The organism is Microtetraspora fusca (genome assembly GCF_001570365.1).
Lineage (GTDB): Bacteria > Actinomycetota > Actinomycetes > Streptosporangiales > Streptosporangiaceae > Microtetraspora > Microtetraspora fusca.
Window position 1 is genome coordinate 109,628 of the sequence record NZ_BBYK01000048.1, and the last position, 21,460, is coordinate 131,087.

Annotated in this window: 19 protein-coding genes; 14 read left to right on the forward strand and 5 right to left on the reverse strand. The window is 71.5% G+C overall.

Annotated features, from left to right (window positions below):
• The first annotated feature begins 23 nt into the window (after window positions 1-23).
• Window positions 24-2,189 (forward strand): catalase/peroxidase HPI, encoded by a 2,166-nt coding sequence (gene katG, locus AWQ68_RS18220; RefSeq protein ID WP_245655966.1) that lies wholly within the window; start codon window positions 24-26, stop codon window positions 2,187-2,189.
• A 519-nt stretch (window positions 2,190-2,708) separates the two neighbouring features.
• Window positions 2,709-2,951, forward strand: coding sequence for a hypothetical protein (locus AWQ68_RS42545; RefSeq protein WP_157545425.1), 243 nt, complete (start codon window positions 2,709-2,711; stop codon window positions 2,949-2,951).
• A gap of 152 nt (window positions 2,952-3,103) precedes the next feature.
• On the opposite strand, the gene AWQ68_RS42550 is transcribed toward AWQ68_RS42545, so the two are convergent.
• On the reverse strand, window positions 3,104-3,352 hold the full coding sequence (locus AWQ68_RS42550) for a hypothetical protein (protein WP_157545427.1): 249 nt from the start codon (window positions 3,350-3,352) through the stop codon (window positions 3,104-3,106).
• 390 nt (window positions 3,353-3,742) lie between these two features.
• On the opposite strand from AWQ68_RS42550, the gene AWQ68_RS18225 reads away from it, so the two are divergent.
• Window positions 3,743-4,975 (forward strand): NsdA family TPR-like regulatory protein, encoded by a 1,233-nt coding sequence (locus tag AWQ68_RS18225; RefSeq protein ID WP_066942153.1) that lies wholly within the window; start codon window positions 3,743-3,745, stop codon window positions 4,973-4,975.
• Here the strand turns inward: AWQ68_RS18225 and AWQ68_RS40960 are convergent.
• Complete coding sequence (locus AWQ68_RS40960) at window positions 4,925-5,215, reverse strand: helix-turn-helix domain-containing protein (RefSeq protein ID WP_157545429.1); 291 nt, start codon at window positions 5,213-5,215, stop codon at window positions 4,925-4,927. The two genes, AWQ68_RS18225 and AWQ68_RS40960, sit on opposite strands and share 51 nt — an antisense overlap.
• A 99-nt stretch (window positions 5,216-5,314) precedes the next feature.
• Here AWQ68_RS40960 and AWQ68_RS18230 point away from each other — a divergent pair, with 99 nt between their 5' ends.
• A complete protein-coding gene (locus tag AWQ68_RS18230) occupies window positions 5,315-5,848 on the forward strand; it encodes a hypothetical protein (RefSeq protein WP_157545431.1) in 534 nt (177 codons plus the stop codon).
• Between the two features lie 425 nt (window positions 5,849-6,273).
• On the opposite strand, the gene AWQ68_RS18235 is transcribed toward AWQ68_RS18230, so the two are convergent.
• Window positions 6,274-6,567: a putative quinol monooxygenase gene (locus tag AWQ68_RS18235; protein ID WP_066941915.1), complete on the reverse strand. Its 294-nt coding sequence runs from the start codon at window positions 6,565-6,567 to the stop codon at window positions 6,274-6,276.
• A 194-nt stretch (window positions 6,568-6,761) separates the two neighbouring features.
• Here AWQ68_RS18235 and AWQ68_RS18240 point away from each other — a divergent pair, with 194 nt between their 5' ends.
• The 8 genes from AWQ68_RS18240 (at window position 6,762) to AWQ68_RS18275 (ending at window position 17,247) form a co-directional block, all read left to right on the forward strand.
• Window positions 6,762-8,198, forward strand: coding sequence for an MFS transporter (locus tag AWQ68_RS18240; RefSeq protein WP_066941917.1), 1,437 nt, complete (start codon window positions 6,762-6,764; stop codon window positions 8,196-8,198).
• A 39-nt stretch (window positions 8,199-8,237) separates the two neighbouring features.
• Window positions 8,238-9,818, forward strand: coding sequence for an FGGY family carbohydrate kinase (locus AWQ68_RS18245; protein ID WP_066941918.1), 1,581 nt, complete (start codon window positions 8,238-8,240; stop codon window positions 9,816-9,818).
• Window positions 9,815-11,497 (forward strand): glycerol-3-phosphate dehydrogenase/oxidase, encoded by a 1,683-nt coding sequence (locus AWQ68_RS18250; protein WP_066941920.1) that lies wholly within the window; start codon window positions 9,815-9,817, stop codon window positions 11,495-11,497. Before AWQ68_RS18245 ends, AWQ68_RS18250 begins: the two co-directional genes overlap by 4 nt.
• Window positions 11,494-13,056 (forward strand): FAD-binding oxidoreductase, encoded by a 1,563-nt coding sequence (locus AWQ68_RS18255; protein WP_066941922.1) that lies wholly within the window; start codon window positions 11,494-11,496, stop codon window positions 13,054-13,056. Before AWQ68_RS18250 ends, AWQ68_RS18255 begins: the two co-directional genes overlap by 4 nt.
• Window positions 13,057-13,072: 16 nt before the next feature.
• Entirely contained in the window at window positions 13,073-13,684 is a 612-nt protein-coding gene (locus AWQ68_RS18260; RefSeq protein ID WP_066941924.1) for a glycerol-3-phosphate responsive antiterminator, read from the forward strand.
• A gap of 238 nt (window positions 13,685-13,922) precedes the next feature.
• Window positions 13,923-15,026, forward strand: coding sequence for a DMT family transporter (locus AWQ68_RS18265; protein ID WP_245655979.1), 1,104 nt, complete (start codon window positions 13,923-13,925; stop codon window positions 15,024-15,026).
• Window positions 15,026-16,153 carry an alcohol dehydrogenase catalytic domain-containing protein gene (locus AWQ68_RS18270; RefSeq protein WP_066941926.1) on the forward strand — a complete coding sequence of 376 codons (1,128 nt, stop codon included), beginning with the start codon at window positions 15,026-15,028 and terminating at the stop codon, window positions 16,151-16,153. Before AWQ68_RS18265 ends, AWQ68_RS18270 begins: the two co-directional genes overlap by 1 nt.
• Window positions 16,154-16,539: 386 nt before the next feature.
• Window positions 16,540-17,247, forward strand: coding sequence for an alpha/beta fold hydrolase (locus tag AWQ68_RS18275; protein ID WP_066941928.1), 708 nt, complete (start codon window positions 16,540-16,542; stop codon window positions 17,245-17,247).
• Window positions 17,248-17,280: 33 nt separating this feature from the next.
• Here the strand turns inward: AWQ68_RS18275 and AWQ68_RS18280 are convergent, their stop codons facing one another.
• The gene (locus tag AWQ68_RS18280) at window positions 17,281-17,940 is read right to left on the reverse strand and encodes a response regulator (protein WP_066941930.1); all 660 of its coding nucleotides are present in this window, start codon (window positions 17,938-17,940) and stop codon (window positions 17,281-17,283) included.
• Entirely contained in the window at window positions 17,937-19,604 is a 1,668-nt protein-coding gene (locus tag AWQ68_RS18285) for a sensor histidine kinase (protein WP_066941932.1), read from the reverse strand. Before AWQ68_RS18285 ends, AWQ68_RS18280 begins: the two co-directional genes overlap by 4 nt.
• A 150-nt stretch (window positions 19,605-19,754) precedes the next feature.
• On the opposite strand from AWQ68_RS18285, the gene AWQ68_RS18290 reads away from it, so the two are divergent.
• On the forward strand, window positions 19,755-20,570 hold the full coding sequence (locus tag AWQ68_RS18290; RefSeq protein WP_066941934.1) for an ABC transporter ATP-binding protein: 816 nt from the start codon (window positions 19,755-19,757) through the stop codon (window positions 20,568-20,570).
• The gene (locus AWQ68_RS18295) at window positions 20,560-21,435 is read left to right on the forward strand and encodes an ABC transporter permease (RefSeq protein ID WP_066941936.1); all 876 of its coding nucleotides are present in this window, start codon (window positions 20,560-20,562) and stop codon (window positions 21,433-21,435) included. The genes AWQ68_RS18290 and AWQ68_RS18295 overlap by 11 nt, the downstream gene beginning before the upstream one ends.
• Window positions 21,436-21,460 lie beyond the last annotated feature (25 nt).

Sequence of the window (21,460 nt, forward strand, 5' to 3'; positions counted from 1 at the left end):
AGACTGAAGGTGGCTGCCCGGTCGTGCACGGGCGCGCCCCGCACCCCACTCAGGGCGGTGGAAACCGCCAGTGGTGGCCGGAGCGGCTCAACCTGAAGATCCTCGCCAAGAACCCCGCCGTGGCCAACCCGCTCGGTGGGGAGTTCGACTATGCGGAGGCGTTCAACACCCTCGATCTCGCTGCCGTGAAGCGGGACATCGCGGAGGTGCTGACGACCTCGCAGGACTGGTGGCCGGCCGACCACGGCCACTACGGCCCGCTCATGATCCGGATGGCCTGGCACAGCGCGGGCACCTACCGGGTCAGCGACGGCCGCGGTGGCGCCGGATCGGGCCAGCAGCGCTTCGCCCCCGTGAACAGCTGGCCGGACAACGCGAACCTCGACAAGGCCCGCCGCCTGCTCTGGCCGGTCAAGAAGAAGTACGGCCGGAAGATCTCGTGGGCCGACCTCCTGATCCTCGCCGGCAACGTCGCCCTGGAGTCGATGGGCTTCACGACCTTCGGCTACGCCGGCGGCCGCGTGGACGCCTGGGAGCCTGACGAGGACGTCTACTGGGGCCCCGAGACCACCTGGCTCGGCGACGAGCGCTACAGCGGCGACCGGGACCTCGAGAACCCCCTCGCCGCGGTCCAGATGGGCCTCATCTACGTGAACCCCGAGGGCCCGAACGGCAACCCGGACCCGCTCGCCTCGGCGCGCGACATCCGTGAGACCTTCCGCCGGATGGCGATGAACGACGAGGAGACGGTCGCCCTGATCGCGGGCGGCCACACCTTCGGGAAGACCCACGGCGCCGGCCCGGCGGACAACGTCGGCGCCGACCCCGAGGCCTCCCCGATCGAGCAGCAGGGCCTCGGCTGGAAGAGCACGTACGGCACCGGCAAGGGTGGCGACACGATCACCAGTGGTCTCGAGGTCACTTGGACCACCACCCCGACCACGTGGGACAACAGCTTCTTCGAGATCCTGTTCGGCTACGAGTGGGAGCTGACCAAGAGCCCCGCCGGCGCGAACCAGTGGAAGCCGAAGGACGGCGGCGGCGCCGGTACCGTCCCCGACGCCCACGACCCGTCGAAGAGCCACGCCCCGATGATGCTGACGACCGACCTCGCGCTCCGGGTCGACCCGATCTACGAGCAGATCTCGCGGCGCTTCCTGGAGAACCCCGACGAGTTCGCGGACGCCTTCGCCCGCGCGTGGTTCAAGCTGACCCACCGCGACATGGGCCCGGTCGCGCGCTACCTCGGCCCGGAGGTCCCGAGCGAGACGCTGCTGTGGCAGGACCCCCTCCCCGCGCGGACGTACGAGCTCATCGACGCCGAGGACGTCTCCGATCTCAAGGGCCGGATCCTTGCCTCGGGCCTGTCGGTGTCCCAGCTCGTGTCCACCGCGTGGGCGTCGGCCGCGTCCTTCCGCGGCAGCGACAAGCGCGGCGGCGCCAACGGCGCGCGCATCCGCCTCGAGCCGCAGAGGGGGTGGGAGGTCAACGACCCCGACCAGCTGGCGGCCGTGCTGCGCACGCTGGAGGGGATCCAGGAGGCGTTCAACGCCGGCCAGACCGGCGGCAAGCAGGTCTCGCTCGCCGACCTGATCGTGCTCGCCGGGTGTGCCGCCGTGGAGAAGGCCGCCAAGGACGCCGGCTTCGACGTCGAGGTCCCCTTCAAGCCCGGCCGGGTGGACGCCTCACAGGAGCAGACCGACATAGAGTCGGCCGCCGTGCTCGAGCCGGCCGCCGACGGGTTCCGCAACTACGTCGGGAAGGGCAGCCGGCTGCCGGCCGAGTACCTGCTGATCGACCGGGCGAACCTGCTGAACCTGAGCGCCCCGGAGATGACGGTCCTCGTGGGCGGCCTCCGCGTCCTGGACGCGAACTACCAGCAGTCGCCGCTCGGCGTCTTCACCACGACCCCCGGCTCGCTGACCAACGACTTCTTCGTCAACCTGCTCGACCTGGGCACGACGTGGAAGGCGACGTCCGAGGACGCGAGCACCTTCGAGGGTCTCGACGCCGCCACGGGCGAGGTCAAGTGGACCGGCAGCCGGGCCGACCTCGTCTTCGGGGCGAACTCCGAGCTGCGCGCGGTCGCGGAGGTCTACGCGAGCGACGACGCGAAGGAGAAGTTCGTGCACGACTTCGTCGCGGCGTGGAACAAGGTGATGAACCTCGACCGGTTCGACCTCGTCTGATCACGGCGTCCAGGCCGGCCACCGCGCCGGCCGGCCTGGACGTCCTCAACTCGGATGCTCTCGCCCCGCGCGCCCGCCGGACTCGGCGGCCGCGCGGGGCTTTCGCATCCCTCCCGATCGGCGAAGCGGGACCGTGATCGCGCCGTTTGGAACCACCCGGCTGTAGAGAGCTTCCACAGGAGGGAAGGAACCCACCTCAGCCACGTCAGCGACCCTTGGCGTCCACGCGATTACTCCTCGTAATCTTCTGGCCCATGGCAACGATGGATCGCGAAACGCTGCTGGAGCTCGTCCGCAACCGCCCCCTGCTGGCGGTCGAACTCCTCTGGGCCGCCCTATCCATGAGCGATGAGCAGCCGATCGATGTGGAAGCGCTCCTGCGACGACCTCCTTCGACAGGGCACGGGAGCACGGACGAGCCCGCGCTCGCGGCCCGCTATCGCAAGCTCATGTCCGAGGCACGCCGGTCCCGCGCACAGTCAGGCAGTATCCGGTGCGAGGGGTTGCGCGCGTTCCTGCATGCCCGAATATCTGAGGGCCTGGGCCAGGCCCACAGGTCGGCGGGACGCAGGGGAGCCCGGCTGGCGCAAGGCGGAGCGGGACCTGGCCGCGAAGCGGGACCGCGTGAGTTTCCTGGAGTCCGTGCTCGTCAACGAGCTCTACCTGTCGGTCGAAGAGCACGCCCAGGCGGAGCACCTGCTGAAGCTGGAGGCGTCCGCGTACGACTGGCATGCCCACTACCAGGACGACTGGCGCCCCTGAGCCTGGTCAACAGTCGTCCGTACCCGACGGAAGGAGAGTGAGCAGCGGTCGCTGCCGCCTGGAGCCGCCCTCCGTTCCGCTGGGCGTGGAGAATGCGACTTCGCCGGGAACACCGAAGTGGACCGCGGGGAAAGCCCGGGCAGGCGGGCGGCTCAGGTGGCGGGGCAGCGGTAGCCGGCGTCCCGGTTCGGGGAGCAGCAGACGACCGCGCACGAGACGAACCGGCCGCCGCGCAGCCAGATGCCCCACTGCACGTCCGCACCGGCCGCGGCTCTCCTCGATCCACCGCAGCTCCGTACGCGCGGCACGGCCGGATGCGGCGATACTCCTGGGAAGTCCTCGTCGTCCTCTTCTCCGACAACGACATCGAGCAGGAGCAGGCCCGCAGCGGTCACTGTCACCGGCCCCCTCCGCGATGCACTCCTGCGCGGCGATCACCTGGCACAGCTCGACCAGGTCGTCGGCGTCGACCGTCCGGTGCGCGCCCGCCTCCTCCTCGGCCGAGGGGAACGGCCGCTCGCGGGTCGCCCACAACCGCCCGGCGTCGCTGCGCATGATCCGCCACCCGGCGAACACCGGACGGGTGACGGCAACAGCCCTACTCTGTGTCATGGGTCAGGACCACCATCCTGTTCAAGGGGTCCGTACGGCGGTCGCAACGCCTGCGGACCCCGACTTCGGTCGCGTCACCTCCGATTACAACAGCGCGTAACCCTGCCACCACAGGTGTGATCAGGGGACACTAAGGGGTGGTCAGAACGTCCCCCGGGTCTGACAGCGAGGTGGTCACGATGGTCTCCGAACTTCCCGCATGGGCCGTACGGCTTCGCGCCGAGCGGCGTACCAGGCTTTGGAGCCAGAAGGACATGGCCCGCCGGCTCGTCGAGGTCGCCGACGACGATGTACGAGCACGACTCCCCTCGCGCGAGAGCATCGTCCGCCGCATCAAGGCGTACGAGGCAGGACACAACCAGCCCGACGACCCCTATCGTCTCCTGTACGCCCGCGCCTTCAGCCTCAGCGAGAACGAACTGTTCGGCGGTGCCCTCAGGAACGTCGGATCAGATGGCGACGATGAGTGGGACGCCCTGGAACTGGCTCGTCGGGCCTCCGCCACGGAGGTAGGGCGGGAGACTCTCGAACGGCTGGAGTCGGCGGTCGATGACCTGGCAGTGGCCTACCACGGGACGCCGCCCCGCGAACTGCTGATCCGCGTACGCCGTCACCTCGACTATGTCTCCCAACTCCTGGACGCCAGGAAGACGCTCGCCGAGCACCGGCGGCTTCTGGTCACCGGCGGCTGGCTGTCACTCATCGCCGCGACCTGCCTCATCGACCTGCGCAGGTTTCCGGCCGCCGCAGCGCGACTTCGTACGGCCGCCCAACTCGCAGAAGAGACCGGGCATCGCGAGATCACGGCATGGTGCCTGGAAACCGAGGCATGGCAGGTCCTTACCGAAGGCGATTACCGGCGGACCCTGGCCCTCTCCCAGGCAGCACAACAGGTCGCGCCGCGAAGCAGCGCGTCATACATTCAGGCGGCCGCACAGGAGGGCCGGGCCTGGGCACGCCTCGGTGCCGCCCGGGAGACACGCGATGCGCTGAACCGAGTGGCGCGGCTGGCGGCGCCGTTGCCTGTCCCGGACCAGCCCGAACACCACTACCGCTACGACCCCGCCAAATCCGACGCCTACCTCGCCACCACGCTGTCCTGGCTCGGCGACCCGGCAGCCGAGTCCTACGCGCGTGGGGTGCTCGCTCGGCTGGAGTCGGACAGTCCGAAACGGCCGCGCAGAGCGCTGGCCGCACGGCTCGACCTGGCTCTCGCGCTTCTGTCGGCCGACCAGCCCGAGGAGGCCGGGCACATGACCATCGCCGCCCTTACCGACCCCTATCTCGTCCCTTCACACCATTGGCGTGCCACCGAGGTGATTCGAGCTCTGGAGGCACGGCGTGTGCCCGCGGCCGTGGAACTACGCGAGGCATACCTGGAGCTGTTTGGGTCGTCCAAGGAACCAGCGTGATCGACAACTCCAGAAGCGGCCGGCGTCGCTCAGAAGCCGAGACCAATCGACACCAAGGGCCACGGCGATGGCATCGAGCATATTGTCGCTGGGATTCCTGCTCCCCCGTTCCAGTTTCCGGATCATGCTGGGGAGATGTTGGCCGCCCCACGCCAGATCGTCCTGCGTGATGCGGCGCGCGGTGCGAACCGCGGCGATGCGTCCTCCCGGGCCGTCGTTACAACTCATCACCGAGCGCATCGTCCCGTCCGGTTGTCCGAATCGCCGTACGCATACCAAGACGTGCACGTAAAGTAATAGCTCGCGTTCAGGGAGTCACAGGCGTATGTTGACGAGTCCATGCGTCTCGATGGTGGTCTTTACGTGCTCGCGGCTGTCATCGTCCCGGACAACCGGATCGCTGAGCACCGAGCAGCCTTGCGCGACCTCCTCCTGACAAAGCAGCCGCGGTTGCATTGGCGAGATGAAGGACAAAAGCGGCGCTTGCAGATCACGCGCGCCATCGCCCTCCTGTCACTGACCACGGTCATCGTGATCGGTACCGGACTCACGCCGGCGAAGCAGCGCCGAGCCCGGCGTAAGTGCCTCGAGCGGCTGCTGTGGCAACTGGCGCTTCTTGACCTACGCCAGGTCCTGATGGAACGGCGGAATGCCGAAGGCAACAAAGAGGACCTCGACATGGTCAACGCCCTCCGCGCTCAGCAAGCGCTACCTCAGGACATGCATGTCGAGTGGGGTGACCCTCTGGTCGAGGAACTTCTTTGGCTTCCAGATGTCGTCGCAGGCATAGTCGCCAGAGCTGAGATGGGCGACGACACCTTGAGGAACCTACTGCTCGGCGAGCATCTGATCGAGCGTGTGATCTGCGACTGATGCGCAAAAACGCGAAGCCCGGGTTCCCGTCAATTCCGGCGGTAAGCCCGGGCTCACTTCCTCTCCCCCTCGCAGGGGGCGGCATCAGGAAGCATACCCCAGGAGACCGTTCCGCACATCACGTTAAGTGACACCCGCGTGACTCGCCAGACCTGGCCTGGGCACCCAGGGGGGCCGACCATGTGACGAGTCTCCCGGCCGACCACCATGTGGTGACCATGATCGAGCTGGTCGATGACGCCTTCCCAGCCGTAGGCACGGCAGACCACCTCGTCGATCGCCCGGTGGACGCGGCGCAGCTCGCCGATGTCCTCGTCCTGGCATGTTGGCCAGGCTGTACGTCGAGGTCAGGCCGACCTTGTGGACGAGCATGAGCCCCCGCCAATACGCGTCGAGACGGGCGTCCGGCGCGTCCCGTGGTCGGGTCAGGGGGTGAGCGGTTCGTACGCGGTGACCTCCCGGGAGGCGAGGCGGGCGAGGCAGTCGCCGACGACGTACTTCTGGAAGTGCTCGGAGGCCCGGTGCGCCTCGAAGGCGGCGGCGTCGACGTACCGTTCGTAGATCATGAACCGCCGGGGGTCGTCGGCGGAGACGTGGGCCTCGTAGCCGAGGTTGCCCGGCTCCGCGCGGGACAGCGGGGTCATGGTCCGGATGATGTCGGCGACGGCGTTCTCCTCGCCGTCACGCGCGGTCCAGACGGCGATCACGACGTAAGTCATGACGGGGGACTTTAGGGTGAATGTCCATAAATGTCACGCCCGCCCCTGGTGCTTGACACATCGAACGGCTTGGGAATAACGTCCCGTCAACCGACAGGCACAGACGAAGACATCCCTGTCAGTGGTCTTCGTCTGTGCTTTTTGTCGTTCCCGGACCGCTGGCAAGGGACTCACCCCCCGAAAGGCGGCTGGGCATGAACGACGGCCCTGCGAACACGAGAGCGACGGTCATCCGCAACGCGGGAGACGTGGCCGCCCTCATCGACACCCTCAAGAGCCTGAGCGCACGGGCGAACTGGATCTGGTTCCTCGCCCTGGCGGGCCTGTTCCTGGACGCCTATTCCAACGCGGCGCTGGGGGCCGGCCTGTCCCCCATGGTCAAGCAGCTCGGCCTCTCCCCCACCGAGGTCGGCGTGCTCACCGCGATGGCCCCGGCGATCGCGATCATCTCCAACCCCTTCGGCGGCTGGCTGGCCGCGCGCATCGGCCGGATCAGGCCGCTGATGATGACGAAGGTCGTCTTCGCCGTCGGCGCGCTGCTGACCGCGGCCGGTTCCGACTTCCAGACGGTCTTCGCCGGGCGGGCCCTGGTCGGCATCGCGTACGGCATCGACTTCGCCGTGGCGATGGCGCTGCTCGCCGAGTACACCCCCGCCTCGCTCAAGGGCCGGCTCAACTTCTGGCAGGGCGTCTGGTACACCGCGACGACCACCAACCTCCTGCTCACGCTGCTGTTCTACAAGTTCGACGTCGGCGCCGACATCTGGCGCTGGTCCGTCGGCTCGTCGGCCGCGTTCGCGCTCATCCTGCTCGTGCTGCAGCTGACGTTCCTGGTGGAGAGCCCCACCTGGCTGGCCTCCAAGGGCAGGCTGCCGGAGGCGGCGGCGAACCTGCGCCGGATGTACGGCTTCGCCGTGGAGGAGGGCACCCGGGAGGCCGGGCAGGCGGACACGCCCGCGCGTCAGGTCGGGTTCCGGGACGCGGGCGTGCTCTTCCGCCAGCCGTACCTGCCCAGGACCGTGCTGTCGACCGTCATCTCCCTCACCCAGGCCATGCAGTACTTCGCCGTGGGCTGGTACCTGCCGGTGATCAGCCTCGAACTGTTCGGCGCCGAGTTCGAGAAGGCCACGCTGGGCTCCATGGCGTTCAACGCCGTCGGCATCGTCGGCGGCTGCCTGTCGGCCTATGTCGGCCGCCGGATCGGCCTGCGGGTCGGCTCGATGGCCGGGTACGTCCTGGTGTTCGTCGCCCTGCTGGTGATGGGGGCGACGTTCAAGCAGCTGCCCGTCGCTCTGGCCGCGCTGCTGCCCGTGGTGTTCATCTTCTCCCACTCGGCCGGCCCCGGCCCCAACGGCAAGTCGATCGCGGCGCTGTCGTACCGCAGCGACATCCGCACCCTCGGCACCGGCGTGACCGGCATGCTCGGCAGCCTCGGATCGGTCGCGGGCCTGTACCTGTTCCCGCAGCTCCAGGCGGGCATCGGCGTGGGCAACAGCCTGATGGCCCTGTCGGTGGTGCCGCTGATCGGCCTGCTGACCTGCCTCGCCGTCAAGTGGGACCCGACCCGCGTGACGGTGAACCTCGAAGAGGAGGCGATCCGCCTCCAGGAGCGCACGCCGGTGTCGGCCTGAACGGTGTCCGGCCCGGACACGACGAAAGGACCTTCGCGGATGACCAGGGAACGCCGCCGCGGCGTACTCAGCATCGATGAGGGCACCACGGGGACCCGTGCCGCCGTCGTCCTCGACGACGGCGGCGCGGCTCCCGCCGCGTACCTGCCCATCTCGGTCCGCTCGCGCGACCACCTGCTCGTGGAGCAGGACGGCACGGAGATCTGGGTGAACACCGTCCAGGTCTGCCGTGAAGCGCTGGACCGGGCGGCGGCCGACGGGGTGGAGATCACCGGAGTGTCGATCTCGACGCAGCGCGCCACGGTCCTGTTGTGGGACACGGTGACGGGGACGCCGCTGAGCCAGGCCGTCGTGTGGCAGGACCGCCGGTACGCCTCGCGGCTGCGGGAGTGGGAGCCGGAGTGGGACGCCCACCTCATCGAGCACACCGGCCGCCCGGTCGGCTCCCGGGCGCCGCTGCTGTGGGCGGCGGAGGAGATCGCCGCGAACGAGGCCGCCCGCCGCGCCCACGACCAGGGGAGGCTGGCCTTCGGCTCGATCGACACCTGGCTGGTCTGGAAGCTCACCGGCGGAGCCCGCCATGTCATGTCCGCCACCAACGCGGTCGCCCTCGGCGCGTACGACCTGCGGACCGGGGACTGGCACGAGCCGTGGGTGAAGTTCCTCGGCTGCCCGCGCGACGTGCTGCCTCAGATCGTGGACGAGGACGACGACTTCGGGTTCACCGACCCGGCGGTCCTCGGCGTGCGGCTGCCCGTCCTGTCCGTCATGGGCGACCAGCACGCGGCGATGATCGCGCTCGGCGCGCACCGGCCCGGCCAGGCGACGTGCGTCCACGGGACCGGGACGTTCGTGGACGCCGTCGCGGGCGACCGGCCGCCCGCCCACCGCAGCCGGGTGCCCGGCGTGCTCACGCTGGTCGGCTGGCGCTCCCGGGGCGTTCCCGTCTTCAGCCTGGAGGGGTACGCCTCGACGACCGGCTCCGCGATGCGCTGGCTGTGCGAGGAGATCGGGCTGTTCGAGTCGCCCGCGCGGCTCGCCCAGCTCGCCCGGGAGCACACCGGCCCGACCCGGGTGATGTTCCTGCCCGCGCTCGCGGGGCTGCGGACCCCCGTCTGGTCGCCGGAGGCCACCGGCCTCCTCACCGGGCTCAGCCTGTCGACGACCCGGGCGGAGCTGGCGCGCGGCATCCTCAACGGCTTCGCGCATTCGGTGTGCGACCTGCTCGAAGGCGTGGAGGAGGCCATGGGCCGGCCGGTCACCGAGCTGTTCTGCGGCGGCGGTCTCGCCACCAGCGACGTGCTGATGTCCAGCCAGGCGGACCTGCTCGGCCGGCCCGTACGACGGGCGCGCGACAACGAGAGCGCCAGCCTGCGCGGCGCCGCCTACCTCGGCGGCGTACGGGCCGGGCTGTGGCCGAGCGTCTCCGCCGCCGTCACCGGGCTCGCCGCGGCCCCCGTATTCGAACCGACCCTTTCCGACGCCGAGCGCCAGGAGGCCCGCGCCGAGTGGCGCGACCTGCTGGCCCGCCACGTCACCGTCGCCGCCCACGGCGCCCGGCCCCCCGCGCCGGAGCCCCGCGGCCCAGAACCCGATCCACAGGAGGAATCACCGTCGTGATCCGGCTTCCCGAACGTAAGGCGAGATCAGAGACGAAGAGCGCCATCCGGCGCACCGCGCTGAGACTCGACCGCCAGGGGCAGATCGAACGGCTCGCCTCCCGGCCCGTGGACGTGCTCGTCGTCGGCGGCGGCGTGACCGGCTGTTACACGGCGCTGGACGCCGTCACCCGCGGCCTGACCGTGGCGCTCGTGGAGCGGGACGACTTCGCGTCGGGTACGTCCTCGAAGTCGTCCAAGATGGTGCACGGCGGACTGCGCTACATCGAGCAGGGCAACCTGCCGCTGGTCCGGCGCTCGCTGCTCGAGCGGCAGCGGTTCCGCCGGAACGCGCCGCACCTCGTGCAGCGGCTGCCGTTCGTCTTCCCCGTGCTCGCGCAGGACGGCGTCTTCGACGCGCGCATCGCCACGGCCTTCGAGGGCCTGCTGTGGACCTACGACCTCGCCGGCGGATGGCGCATCGGCAGGCTCCACCAGCGCCTCACCGTGCCCGAGGTCCTCGCCCGGGCGCCCCGGCTGCGCGCCGACCAGCTCAAGGGCGGGCTGCTCTACTACGACAGCCGCACGGACGACGCGCGCCTGACCCTGACCATCGCGCGGACCGCCGCCCACTTCGGGGCGACCGTGCTCAACGGCGCCGCGTGCCGCGGCCTCCTCCGCGAGGGCGGCAGGGTGCGCGGCGCCACCGTCGAGGTGGACGGCCGTGAGATCGAGGTGCGGGCGGGCGTCGTCATCAACGCCACCGGCGTCTGGTCCGACACACTCGACGCCATGTCCGACCCCGGCCACCGGCCCCGGATCCGCCCCGCGAAGGGCGTGCACATCGTGGTGCCCTGGACCCGGCTGCCCGTTGACGGCACCGTCACCGTGCCCGTCCCCGGCCGGGCCCGCCGCGCGACCTGCACCCGCTGGGGCGACGTGGTCGTGGTCGGGACGACCGACACGGACTACGACGGCTCCATGGACGAGGTGCTGTGCACCGCGTCGGAGATGCGCTACCTCCTCGACGGGGCCAACACCGCCTTCGACGCCGACCTCACCCCGGACGACGTGATCGGCTCGATCGCCGGGCTCCGCCCCCTGGTCAGCAGCAAGGACGGCAAGGAGGGCGCCACCCTCGACATGAGCCGCGACCACCGCGTCACCACCGACGCGTACGGACTCGTCACCGTCACCGGCGGCAAGCTCACCACCAGCCGGCACATGGGCGAGCTCGTGGTCGACGAGGCGCTGAAGGTGCTCGGCCGCCGGGCGCGCTGCCGTACGGCGCACCTCCCCCTGCTGGGCGGGGCGGGCTACGACGCGGAGGCCACCTCCGCCACCGGAGGGCTCGGCGCGCACCTGGGCGGCCGGTACGGCACCGAGGCCCGCTTCGTCGCCGACCTCTTCGCGGAGGACCCCTCCCTCATGGAGCCGATCGCCCCGGGCAGCGCCCACCTGCGGGCCGAGGTGGTCTACGCGGCCCGGTGCGAGCTGGCGCGAAGCGTCGACGACGTGCTGTCCCGCCGCACCCGGATGCGGGTGTTCGCCCGCAACCTGTCGGTGCGCGCGGCCCCGGAGGTCGGCCGGCTGCTGCAGCGGGAGCTCGGCCTGTCCGACGACGAGGTTGCCCGGCAGATCGACGACTACGTCTCCGGCATCGAGCGCGAGAAGACCGTACTGATGGAGGAAGTTTCATGATCAGCAGGCAGACCGTCACCCATCCGTTCAACCGCGGCGACTACGTCGTCGGCGCGCCGACCCCGCCGCGGTGGGCCGCCGACTGCCCGCCGGGCCAGGGGAAGGCCAGCCTGCAGGGCCCGGTGGTCGAGGTTCCCGACGCGGTCGTCGCCGAGCTGCGCGCCGTCGCCGCCGCCGTGCACACCGACCGCGACGAGGTGATCCTGCGCACCCGCGACTGGTGGGCGGGCACCTCCATCGGGGAGACGGACGGCGATCCCGCCACGCCGGACGCCGTGATCGTCGAGGCGGCCGACGAGGAGCAGGTGGCGGCGGTGGTCCGCGTCTGCCACGCCCACGGCATCCCGCTGACCGTCTCGGCCGGGCGCAGCAACGTCCTCGGCGCGGCCCTGCCGGTGTTCGGCGGGGTCGTCCTCGACGTCTGCCGGCTCAACCGGATCATCTCGTTCGACGCCGAGTCGATGATCGTCGAAGTGCAGGCGGGCATGTTCGGCGACCTCTTCGAGAAGGAACTGCAGGAGGTCCACGGCGCCACCACCGGCCACTGGCCGTCCGCGTTCGCCATCTCGACGGTCGGCGGCTGGGCGGCGTGCCGCGGCGCCGGCCAGCTCTCCACCCGGTACGGGAAGATCGAGGACATGGTCGTCGGGCTCGACGTCGTCCTCCCGGACGGGAGCACGGCCGGCTACGGCACCTATCCCCGGGCGGCGGTCGGGCCGGATCTCCGCCAGCTCTTCATCGGCTCCGAGGGCACGCTGGGCGTGATCACCCGGCTGCGGCTGCGGACCCACCGGCTCCCGTCGTACGCCGTGGGGCTCGCGTACGGGTTCGACACCTTCGCCGTGGGGCTGGACGCCTGCCGGGAGATCCTCCAGCGCGGCACCACCCCGGCGGTGCTCCGCCTGTACGACGCGCACGAGAGCGGCACCCACTTCGGCGAGCCGGGCACCAACCTGCTGCTCATCGCCGACGAGGGGGACCCGGCGCTGGTGGACGCCACGATGGCCGTGGTCGAGGAGGTCTGCGCGGAGCGGGCGTCGGTGACGCTCGACGGCCAGGCCGCGCTCGCCCGCTGGCTGGACGAGCGGATGCTCGTCGGCAAGTCCGGCGACGGCTTCGCCAAGGGCCCCGGCTTCGTCGCGGACACCTGCGAGATCGCCGCCCCCTGGTCGTCCCTTTCGGCGATCTACGACGAAGTGGTCGCGGCCATCGAGGCGGTGCCGGGGACGCTGCGCGCCTCCGCCCACCAGTCGCACGCGTACACCGACGGCGCCTGCCTGTACTTCTCGCTGCGGGGCGACGTGGAGCGGGCCCGCCGCCGCGAGTGGCACCGGGCCGCGTGGGACGCCGCGAACGAGGTGCTCATCCGGCACGGCGCGGCGATCAGCCACCACCACGGCGTCGGCCTGCTGCGCTCGCCGTACATGGAGCGCTCGCTGGGCGACGGCTTCGCCACCCTGGTGGCGGTCAAGCAGGCACTCGACCCGGCCGGGATCATGAACCCCGGAAAGCTGGGACTGCCCAGCCGCTTCGGGGCCGGACCGCTCGAACAGCGCTAACGAATAAGGTGGATCGGTGAACCTTCGTCCGAAACGTCCTGTTGATCGGCGGCTGCTGGCCGCGCTGGCGCAGCATCCGGTGATGGCATCGCTGGTCGGTGTCGAGATGGCGGACCGGTTCACCACGACCTCGACCCCGCTCGGCATCCTCGCCTCGGTCCCGCTCGGTGATCTGGAGGCGACGGTCCGGCGGACGGCCGCGGCCGGCAAGATCGTGTTCGTCAACATGGACTCGACGCCCGGCCTGGGCCACGACCCCGGCGCCCTGACCTACCTCAAGGGCATCGGGGCGGTCGGGATCTGCTCCACCCGAGCGGCGATCGTCGAGCGGGCAACCGGCCTGGGCCTGCTGGCCATGCAGAAGGTGTTCGTGACCGACCGCTCCAACCTGCACCGCAGCCTCCAGTCCGTCGCCCGGTCCCATCCGGACCTGGTCCAGCTCATGCCGGCGGTCGTGCTGCCCTACGTGGAACGGCAGGCCAAGGAGATGGGGGTGCCCTACCTGGCCGCCGGGTTCGTCCAGAGCCCGGCGGACGTGGTCGCGGCGCTCGGCCACGGCGCGGCCGGGGTCTGCACGTCGGACGAGGGGCTGTGGGAGCTGCGCCGGTCGGCCCTGCGCGCTTCCTGAACCCCCTCCCCGCCCGCCCCTGCCCGAGCACCACGGCCGCGCGGCCGACCGCCCCTCCGGCGCGTACGCGGGGCCGGTTCGGGCGACCTTGAGGCGTGCGCGGCGCCCTCCCGGCGGCGCACCCGCCCGATGGGGCTCCCCTCGGCTGGGGTCCCCCGATGGCGCTCGCCCCGTGGCGCGGCCCTCGTCGGCGCTCGCGTAGAGCCGCTCCGTATGGAAGGACGATTCGTTGACACGGGTGACACCGGACCTGTCCGGCCCCCGGCCCGGTAGGCCGCCGCAGGTTCCCGGCGAGCCGCCCGGCCGGGCAGGCGGGCCGGGTGAGGCCGCGTCCGGTGAGATCGCACCGGGCGAGGTCACCTCCGAGATCACGCCCGGTGAGCTCGCGTCCGGCGCGGCGGCGCGGGCGGGCGGCGGCACACGCCTGATGGCGGTCGCGCCGCCCCTGTTCGTCGTGCTGTGGAGCAGCGCGTTCATCGCCGGCATCCCGGGGGTCAAGGCCGCTCCACCGCTGCTCCTGATGTTCGCGCGCTTCGCCCTGGCCGGAGCGCTGCTCAGCGCGTACGCGCTGGTCACCCGGGCGCCGTGGCCGCGCGGCCGGGCCCTGGCGCACATCGCCGTCACGGGCCTGCTGATCCAGGCCGTGCAGTTCGGCGCCTTCTACACCGCGCTCGGCATGGGCTTCCCCGCCGCCGTCGTCTCGCTCGTCCAGGGGCTCAACCCGGTCGTCGTCGTGCTGGCCTCCCGGTTCCTGGGTGAGACGGTCTCCCGGCGGCAGGCTCTCGGGTTCGTCCTCGGCGCGGCGGGCGTGGTCCTCGCGGTCGCCGACCGCGTGAGCCTCTCCGCCTGGGGCGTGGCGCTGTGCCTGGTCGGGCTGTCCGGGCTGAGCGCCGGCACCCTCTACCAGAAGCGTTTCGTCCCCGTCATGGACGTCCGCACCGGGACCGCCGTGCAACTGCTGGCCAGCGCCCCGGTGGTCGGGTTGGCGTGCGTCGCGCTGGAGACCCCGCGGGTGTCGGACTGGGCGGCCTTCGGCGGGTCGGTCGCCTGGATGGTCCTGGTGAACTCCATCGCGGCGTTCATCCTGCTCAACACGATGCTGCTCCGCTGGTCCGCCGGCCGGGTGAGCACCCTTTTCTTCCTGACCCCCTCGGTGACGGCGGTGATGGCCTGGCTGATCGCCGGACAGACGTTGCACCCGCTCGCCGTCGCCGGGCTGGTCCTCGGCGCCGCCGGCGTCCTGCTCGCCAACCATCGGGCGTCCACGGACCAGCCGAACGGCCCCGTCCCCCGGCGTGGCGCCACCCAAGACATCCTGGAAACACCCGGAGAGGTGAAGTGATGAGGATCCGCGGAGCCGTCCTTGAGGAGGTCGGCCGGACCCGCCCCTACGCCGCGTCCCGGCCGCTGTCGATCTGCGAGCTGGAGCTGGCCCCGCCCGGCCCCGGCGAGATCCTGGTCAGGATCGAGGCCGCGGGCGTCTGCCACTCGGACCTGTCCGTCGTCGACGGAACCCGGGTGCGGCCCGTCCCCATGCTCTTGGGCCACGAGGCGGCCGGCCGGGTGGAACGGGTCGGCCCCGGCGTCGACGACATCGAGGCCGGACGGCGGGTCCTCATGACCTTCCTGCCGCGCTGCGGCGCCTGCGAGGGCTGCGCCACCGATGGCGTGACACCGTGCGTCCGCGGCAGCGCGGCGAACAACGAGGGGACGCTGCTGTCGCGCGGCGTCCGCCTGCGCCGTGACAGCGCGCCGGTCCTGCACCACCTCGGGGTCTCCGGGTTCGCCACCCACGCCGTCGTCGACCGGCACTCGGTCGTCCCGGTGGACGACGACGTCCCTCCCGAGGTCGCCGCGGTCCTCGGCTGTGCCGTCCTGACCGGCGGCGGCGCGGTCGTCAACGCCGGACGCCCCTCCCCGGGCCAGACGGTGACGGTCGTCGGGCTCGGCGGGGTCGGCATGGCCGCGCTGATCACCGCCCTCGCGGTGGACGGCGTCACGGTCGTCGGGGTCGACGGCAACCCCGACAAACTCGCCGCCGCGCGGAAGCTGGGCGCGCACGCGACGTACAGCCCGGCGGAGCTGGTCGAGTCCGGGATCAGGGCGCCGATCGTGATCGAGGCGGCCGGGAACGTCCGGGCCTTCGAGACCGCCGTCGCCGCGACCGCCCCGGGCGGCCGCACCGTCACCGTCGGGCTCCCGGCACCCGACGCGCGGTCGTCGATCTCGCCGCTCGGGCTGGTGGCGGAGGGCCGGACCATCATCGGGAGCTACCTCGGCTCGGCGGTCCCCGCCCGCGACATCCCGGTCTTCGCGCGGATGTGGCGCGAGGGCAGGCTGCCGGTCGAGGCGCTGGTGTCGGCGAGGATCCGGCTCTCCGATGTGAACGAGGCGATGGACCAGCTCGCCGACGGGACCGCCATCCGGCAGGTCATCGTGTTCGACGACGCACCCGACCGGCGCGACTGAGCCCGTACGTCTGACGCGGCCGGCCGGATCCCGTGTTCATTGGCGCTCGCTTCGCTCGCGCGGGCTCGGGGCGCCTTGAGGCGATGTCTTCCCTCGTCGCTCGGAGTCGCTCGTTCCTCGCTCCCCACTCGCTCCTCAGTCCAGACACCGCCGCGCCCCTCGCGGCCGATCTGCTTCGGTGGCGGACTGGCCCAGCGGGTGTGACCAATGTTTGCGGGATGGTACCGATCGGTTCGATCGACTGCTAGCATCGCAGATCGTACCGATCGGTTCGATCTATGGAGTCCACCGTGCCGGCCCTTCTCGTCCGTCGGCCCGACAGTGGCGCGCTTCGCCGAGAGACCGCTCCCGCCCGCCATGCGCGATGAACGACAAGGAGTACGACCATGGCCGCGTTTGTCCTGATCCCCGGCATGTGTCACGGCGGCTGGTGTTTCGACGAGCTCACCGGAGGGCTCCGCGACCACGGGCATCGTGTCCACCCGCTGACCCTGACCGGGCTCGGCGAACGCGCCCACCTGCTGCGCGGCGGGGTGAACCTCGACACGCACATCCAGGACGTGGCCGGCGTGCTGGCGGCCGAGGACATCCGGGACGCCGTCCTGGTCGGCCACAGTTACGGCGGAATGGTGATCACGGGGGTCGCCGACCGCATGCCCGACCGCGTGGCCGCCCTGGTCTACGTGGACGCCGTCGTGCCCGGGAACGGCGACTCCTGCTGGAGCCTGGTCTCCGACCGCGAGCGGCAGTGGTACGCGGACGTGGAGGAGACCGGCTACGCCACGCGGCCGCTGCCGTTCTTCGACGCCCGGGCGACGCCGCACCCGATCGCCTCGCTGCTCCAGCCGCTCCGGCTCACCGGCGACCCCGCGCAGGTCCGGCGCCGAGTCTACGCGTACGCGGCGGGCTGGGACGGCGAGTCCCCCTTCACCCCCGTCTACCGGCGGTTGCGCGAGGACCCCTCGTGGACGACGCACGCGCTGGACGGCGGGCACAACCTCATGCGGGACGCCCCGCAGGACCTGCTGAAGATCCTGCTCGACGCCGTCGAACCCCACGCGCACCCGTCGTCGGCGACCGCGGTCATTCCGTAGGTTCCGACATGTCGCCCGGCCGAGCCGGTCGGGTCAGCACCAGGTGTAGAGGTGCTCGGGGCGGCCGGTCGCGCCGTACCTGAGCGTCATGGCGACCCGTCCGGACTCGGTGAGGCCCGCGAGGTACCGCTGCGCGGTGGCTCGTGAGACGCCGATGCGAGCGGCGATCTCCGCCGCCGACAGCGCGTTCTCGCTGGCCCGCAGGATGTCGGCGATCAAGCGGACGGTGACCGGCGAGTGCCCCTTGGGCCCGCGCGCGGGGGCCTGGTCGGCACGGTGCAACACGCGTAGCGCCTCGTCGATGGACGACTGGTTCATGCCGGTCGCCGAGCCCAGCAGGCGGCGGTAGCGCGCGTACCCCCTGAGCCGGTTGCCCAGGTCCTGCGCGCCGAAGGGCTTGATCACATAGTGCAGGGCTCCCCTGGAGAGGGCGGCGCGCACGGACGCGGCGTCGTCGGCCGCGGTCAGCACGATGACGTCGGCGGCCAACTCCCGGATCAGGTCCAGCCCGGACCCGTCGGGGAGATAGACGTCCAGCAGGACGAGGTCGGGACGGAGCCGGGCCGCCGTCTCCGCCGCCGCCACGGCGGTGTGGGCCTGCCCCGCAACCCGGAACCCGGGGACGAGCTCGACGAACCCGGCGTGGACCTGCGCCACGCGGAAGTCGTCGTCGACCACGAGCACATCGATCATCTCAGCACCCCCGGCAGGCGAGCGAGGAACATGGTGCCATCCCGTTCGGGCCGGGGCGTACCGCCGGGCGGCTCGGACGCCCGCGCGGCCCCGGCGTGCTCCGCCTCCCCCACGGTCACGACGGCTCCGTGACCGAGGACGATGTCTCCGCCGCGGGCCCGGGCGACCTGACGCGCCAGCGCCAGGCCGAGCCCGCGCGGCCGGTCCCCGGTCTTGGTGGTGAAGCCGTCCTCGAACACCGCCTCGGCGAGCTCCGGCGGGACGCCCTCCCCGGAGTCCGTCACCGTGACATGCAGGTCGTCGCCGTCGCGGAGCAGCTCCACCTCGACGTGCGCCGGCCGGTCGGGACCCTGCTGGGCCGCCTCGAGCGCGTTGTCGACCAGGTTCCCGACGACCGTCGTCACGTCCAGAGGGCTGACGACCTCGCCGGGCGCCCAGCTCCCCGGCGCCACGATGAAGCGGATGCCGCGCTCCGCCGCGACGGCGGCCTTGGCCGCGAGGAAGGCCAGCAGGTACGGGTCGGTGATGACGTCCCCGGCCGCGCCGGGGACCGCGGCGAGCGGCTCCACCGTGAGCATGTGCAGGTAGTCGGCGGCCTGCTCGTGATGGCCGAGTTGCAGCAGTCCGGCGACGGTGTGCAGCCGGTTGGCGTGCTCGTGCCGCTGCGCCCTGAGCGCGTCGAGCAGGTCGCGCTCCGCGTGCAGTTCCCGGGTGAGCTTCTCGAGGTCGGTGCGGTCGCGCAGGGTCAGGACGGTGCCGAGCTCCCGGCCCTCCCTGCGCACCTGCCGCCGCCCGACCACGAGCACGCGGTCATCCGCGACGACGAGTTGGCTGGCGGCCTCGTCGGCGCCGCCGAGCGCGGCCTGCAGCCGGGGCGGCAGCGGCAGGTCGCGGAAGGGCCTGCCCAGAACCTCCGGTGACTCCTCCCCCAGCCCGAGCAGCCTGGCCGCCTCGGCGTTGCACACGGTGACCCGGCCGTCGGCGTCCACGGCGAGCACGCCCTCGCCGATGCCGTGCAGCACCGCCTCCCGCTGCGAGATGAGCTCTCCGAGCTCGGACGGCTCCAGCCCCAGCGTCTGGCGGCGCAGGCGGTGACCGATCGCGGCCGAGCCGACCACCCCGAGCAGCAGCGCCGCCCCGGTGAACAGGGCGGCCAGCACGAGGACCCGCCCCACGCGCACGTGGATCTGCTGGACGGCGAAGCCCACACTGACCTCGCCGACGATCCGGCCGTCCGGCGTCCGCAGCGGCACCTTGCCCCGCGCCGACAGGCCGAGCGTCCCTTGCTCGACCGTCACCACCTCGCGCCCGGACAGCGGCCCCGACGGATCGGTGCTGACCCGCCTGCCGATCTGCTCGGCGCGCGGGTGCGACAGGCGGATGCCGCGCCGGTCGGTGACGACCACGAACAGCGCTCCGGTGGCCGCCCGCACCGCCTCCGCCCTCGGCTGGATCAGGCGCGCGGGGTCGTCCAGCGCCGCGGCGACCGCGACGGAAGGGTCGGCGGCGAGCGCCCGGGCCACCGACACCGCGCGCTCGCCGTACTGGACAGTCAGCTCGTCGCGCATGAGCCACGCGGCCAGCGCGAAGCCGGATCCCGCGACCAGCATGACGACGACGATCTGCAGCGCGAGCACCTGATGGGCGAAACGGAGCGAGCGCACGCGTGCACGTTAGCCGAGGTGGGTCGCGAAAGGACCGTGCGCGTAAAGCGCAGAACCCTCTAAATCGCAATTAACAGCGCGAAACATGACTTGCGCGGCTTAGCTGCGCAAGGGTTCACCGCGTCCGGGCCGCTCCGTACGGTCCCGGCCATGACATCCGAAACTGTGCCGGTGATCGAACTCGTCGGCGCGACGAAGCGGTTCCGGTCCGCGTCGGGCGGCGTTCACACCGCCGTACGCGATCTGGACCTCACCGTGGCGGCGGGCGAGTTCGTCGCCGTCGTCGGTCCCACCGGGTGCGGCAAGTCCACCACCCTTTCCCTCGTCTCCGGGCTGGAGCCGCCCTCGCACGGCCGCGTCGCCGTGAACGGCCGGGAGGTGACCGGCATCCCCGAGGGGGTCGGGTACATGTTCCAGGCCGACGCCGTGTTGCCGTGGCGCAGCGTGTTGGACAACGTGGCCCTCGGGCCGCGCTATCGCGGCGCCACCTCGTCCGAGGCCCGCGACCGCGCCCGCGACTGGGTCGGCCGGGTCGGCCTCGGCGGATTCGAGGACTACTACCCGCACCAGCTGTCCGGCGGCATGCGCAAGCGCGTCGCCCTCGCCCAGACCCTCGTCAACGAGCCGCGGATCCTGCTGATGGACGAGCCGTTCTCGGCCCTGGACGTGCAGACACGCGGGCTGATGCAGGCCGAGCTGCTGCGGCTGTGGTCCGGCACGGGCGCCGCGGTCGTCTTCGTCACGCACGACCTGGAGGAGGCGCTGGTCCTCGCCGACCGGGTCGCCGTGATGACCGCGGGGCCCGCGACGGTCAAGCAGGTCTTCGACGTACGGCTGCCGCGCCCGCGCGACGCGGAGGAGATCCGGCTGACCTCCGGCTTCCTCGACGTCTACCGCGAGGTGTGGGAGTCCCTCCGCGAAGAGGTCCAGATCACCAGGGAGAGGATGTCCGGCCGTGTCGCATGACGTCGCCCTGCCCGGCTCCGCCGCGCCCACCGACGAGGATTTCGCGGTGTCGTCGGCCCGTGCCGCCGTACGGCGCAGGAAGCTGACCGTCACCGGCGTACGGCTGCTGCTCGTCGCCGTCTGGCTCGGCTCGTGGGAGCTGTCGGCCACGTACCTGATCGACCCCTTCTACTACTCGAAGCCGTCGGCGATCGGGGGGAAACTCGTCGACTGGTTCACGCGGACGACGGCCTTCGGCTCCATCTGGACGCAGATCTCGTACACGCTCCAGGAGGCCGTCGCCGGGTTCGTGCTCGGCGGCGTCGCGGGCGTGCTGCTCGGCATCGTCCTCGGGCGCAGCCGGTTCGTCGCCGACGTCCTCGCCCCGTTCATCAAGGCCGCCAACGCGATCCCCCGCATCGTGCTCGCCTCGCTGTTCGTGATCTGGTTCGGGCTCGGCATGTCGTCCAAGATCGCGACCGCGTTCATCCTGGTGTTCTTCGCGGTGTTCTTCAACGCCTTCCAGGGGGCGAGGGAGGTCGACCGGGGCCTGGTCAACAACGCCAGGATCCTCGGCGCGGGCCGCGCCCAGATCCTCTGGACGATCGTGGTGCCGAGCGCCACCTCATGGATCCTCGCCTCGCTCCATTCGGCGTTCGGCTTCGCCATCATCGGCGCCGTGGTCGGCGAGTACTCGGGCGCCGACAAGGGCCTCGGCCTGTTGATCAACAACGCGCAGGGCACCTTCGACTCGGCCGGCATCTACGCCGGAATGATCATCATCACGCTGATCGCGCTGGTGGCCGAGTGGCTGCTGACGCTGCTCGAACGCCGCCTCCTCCGCTGGCGGCCCGCCGTCTCCGGCTCCCACGACGTGCAGATCTGACCCACCTGAAAGGCGAACCCCCCAC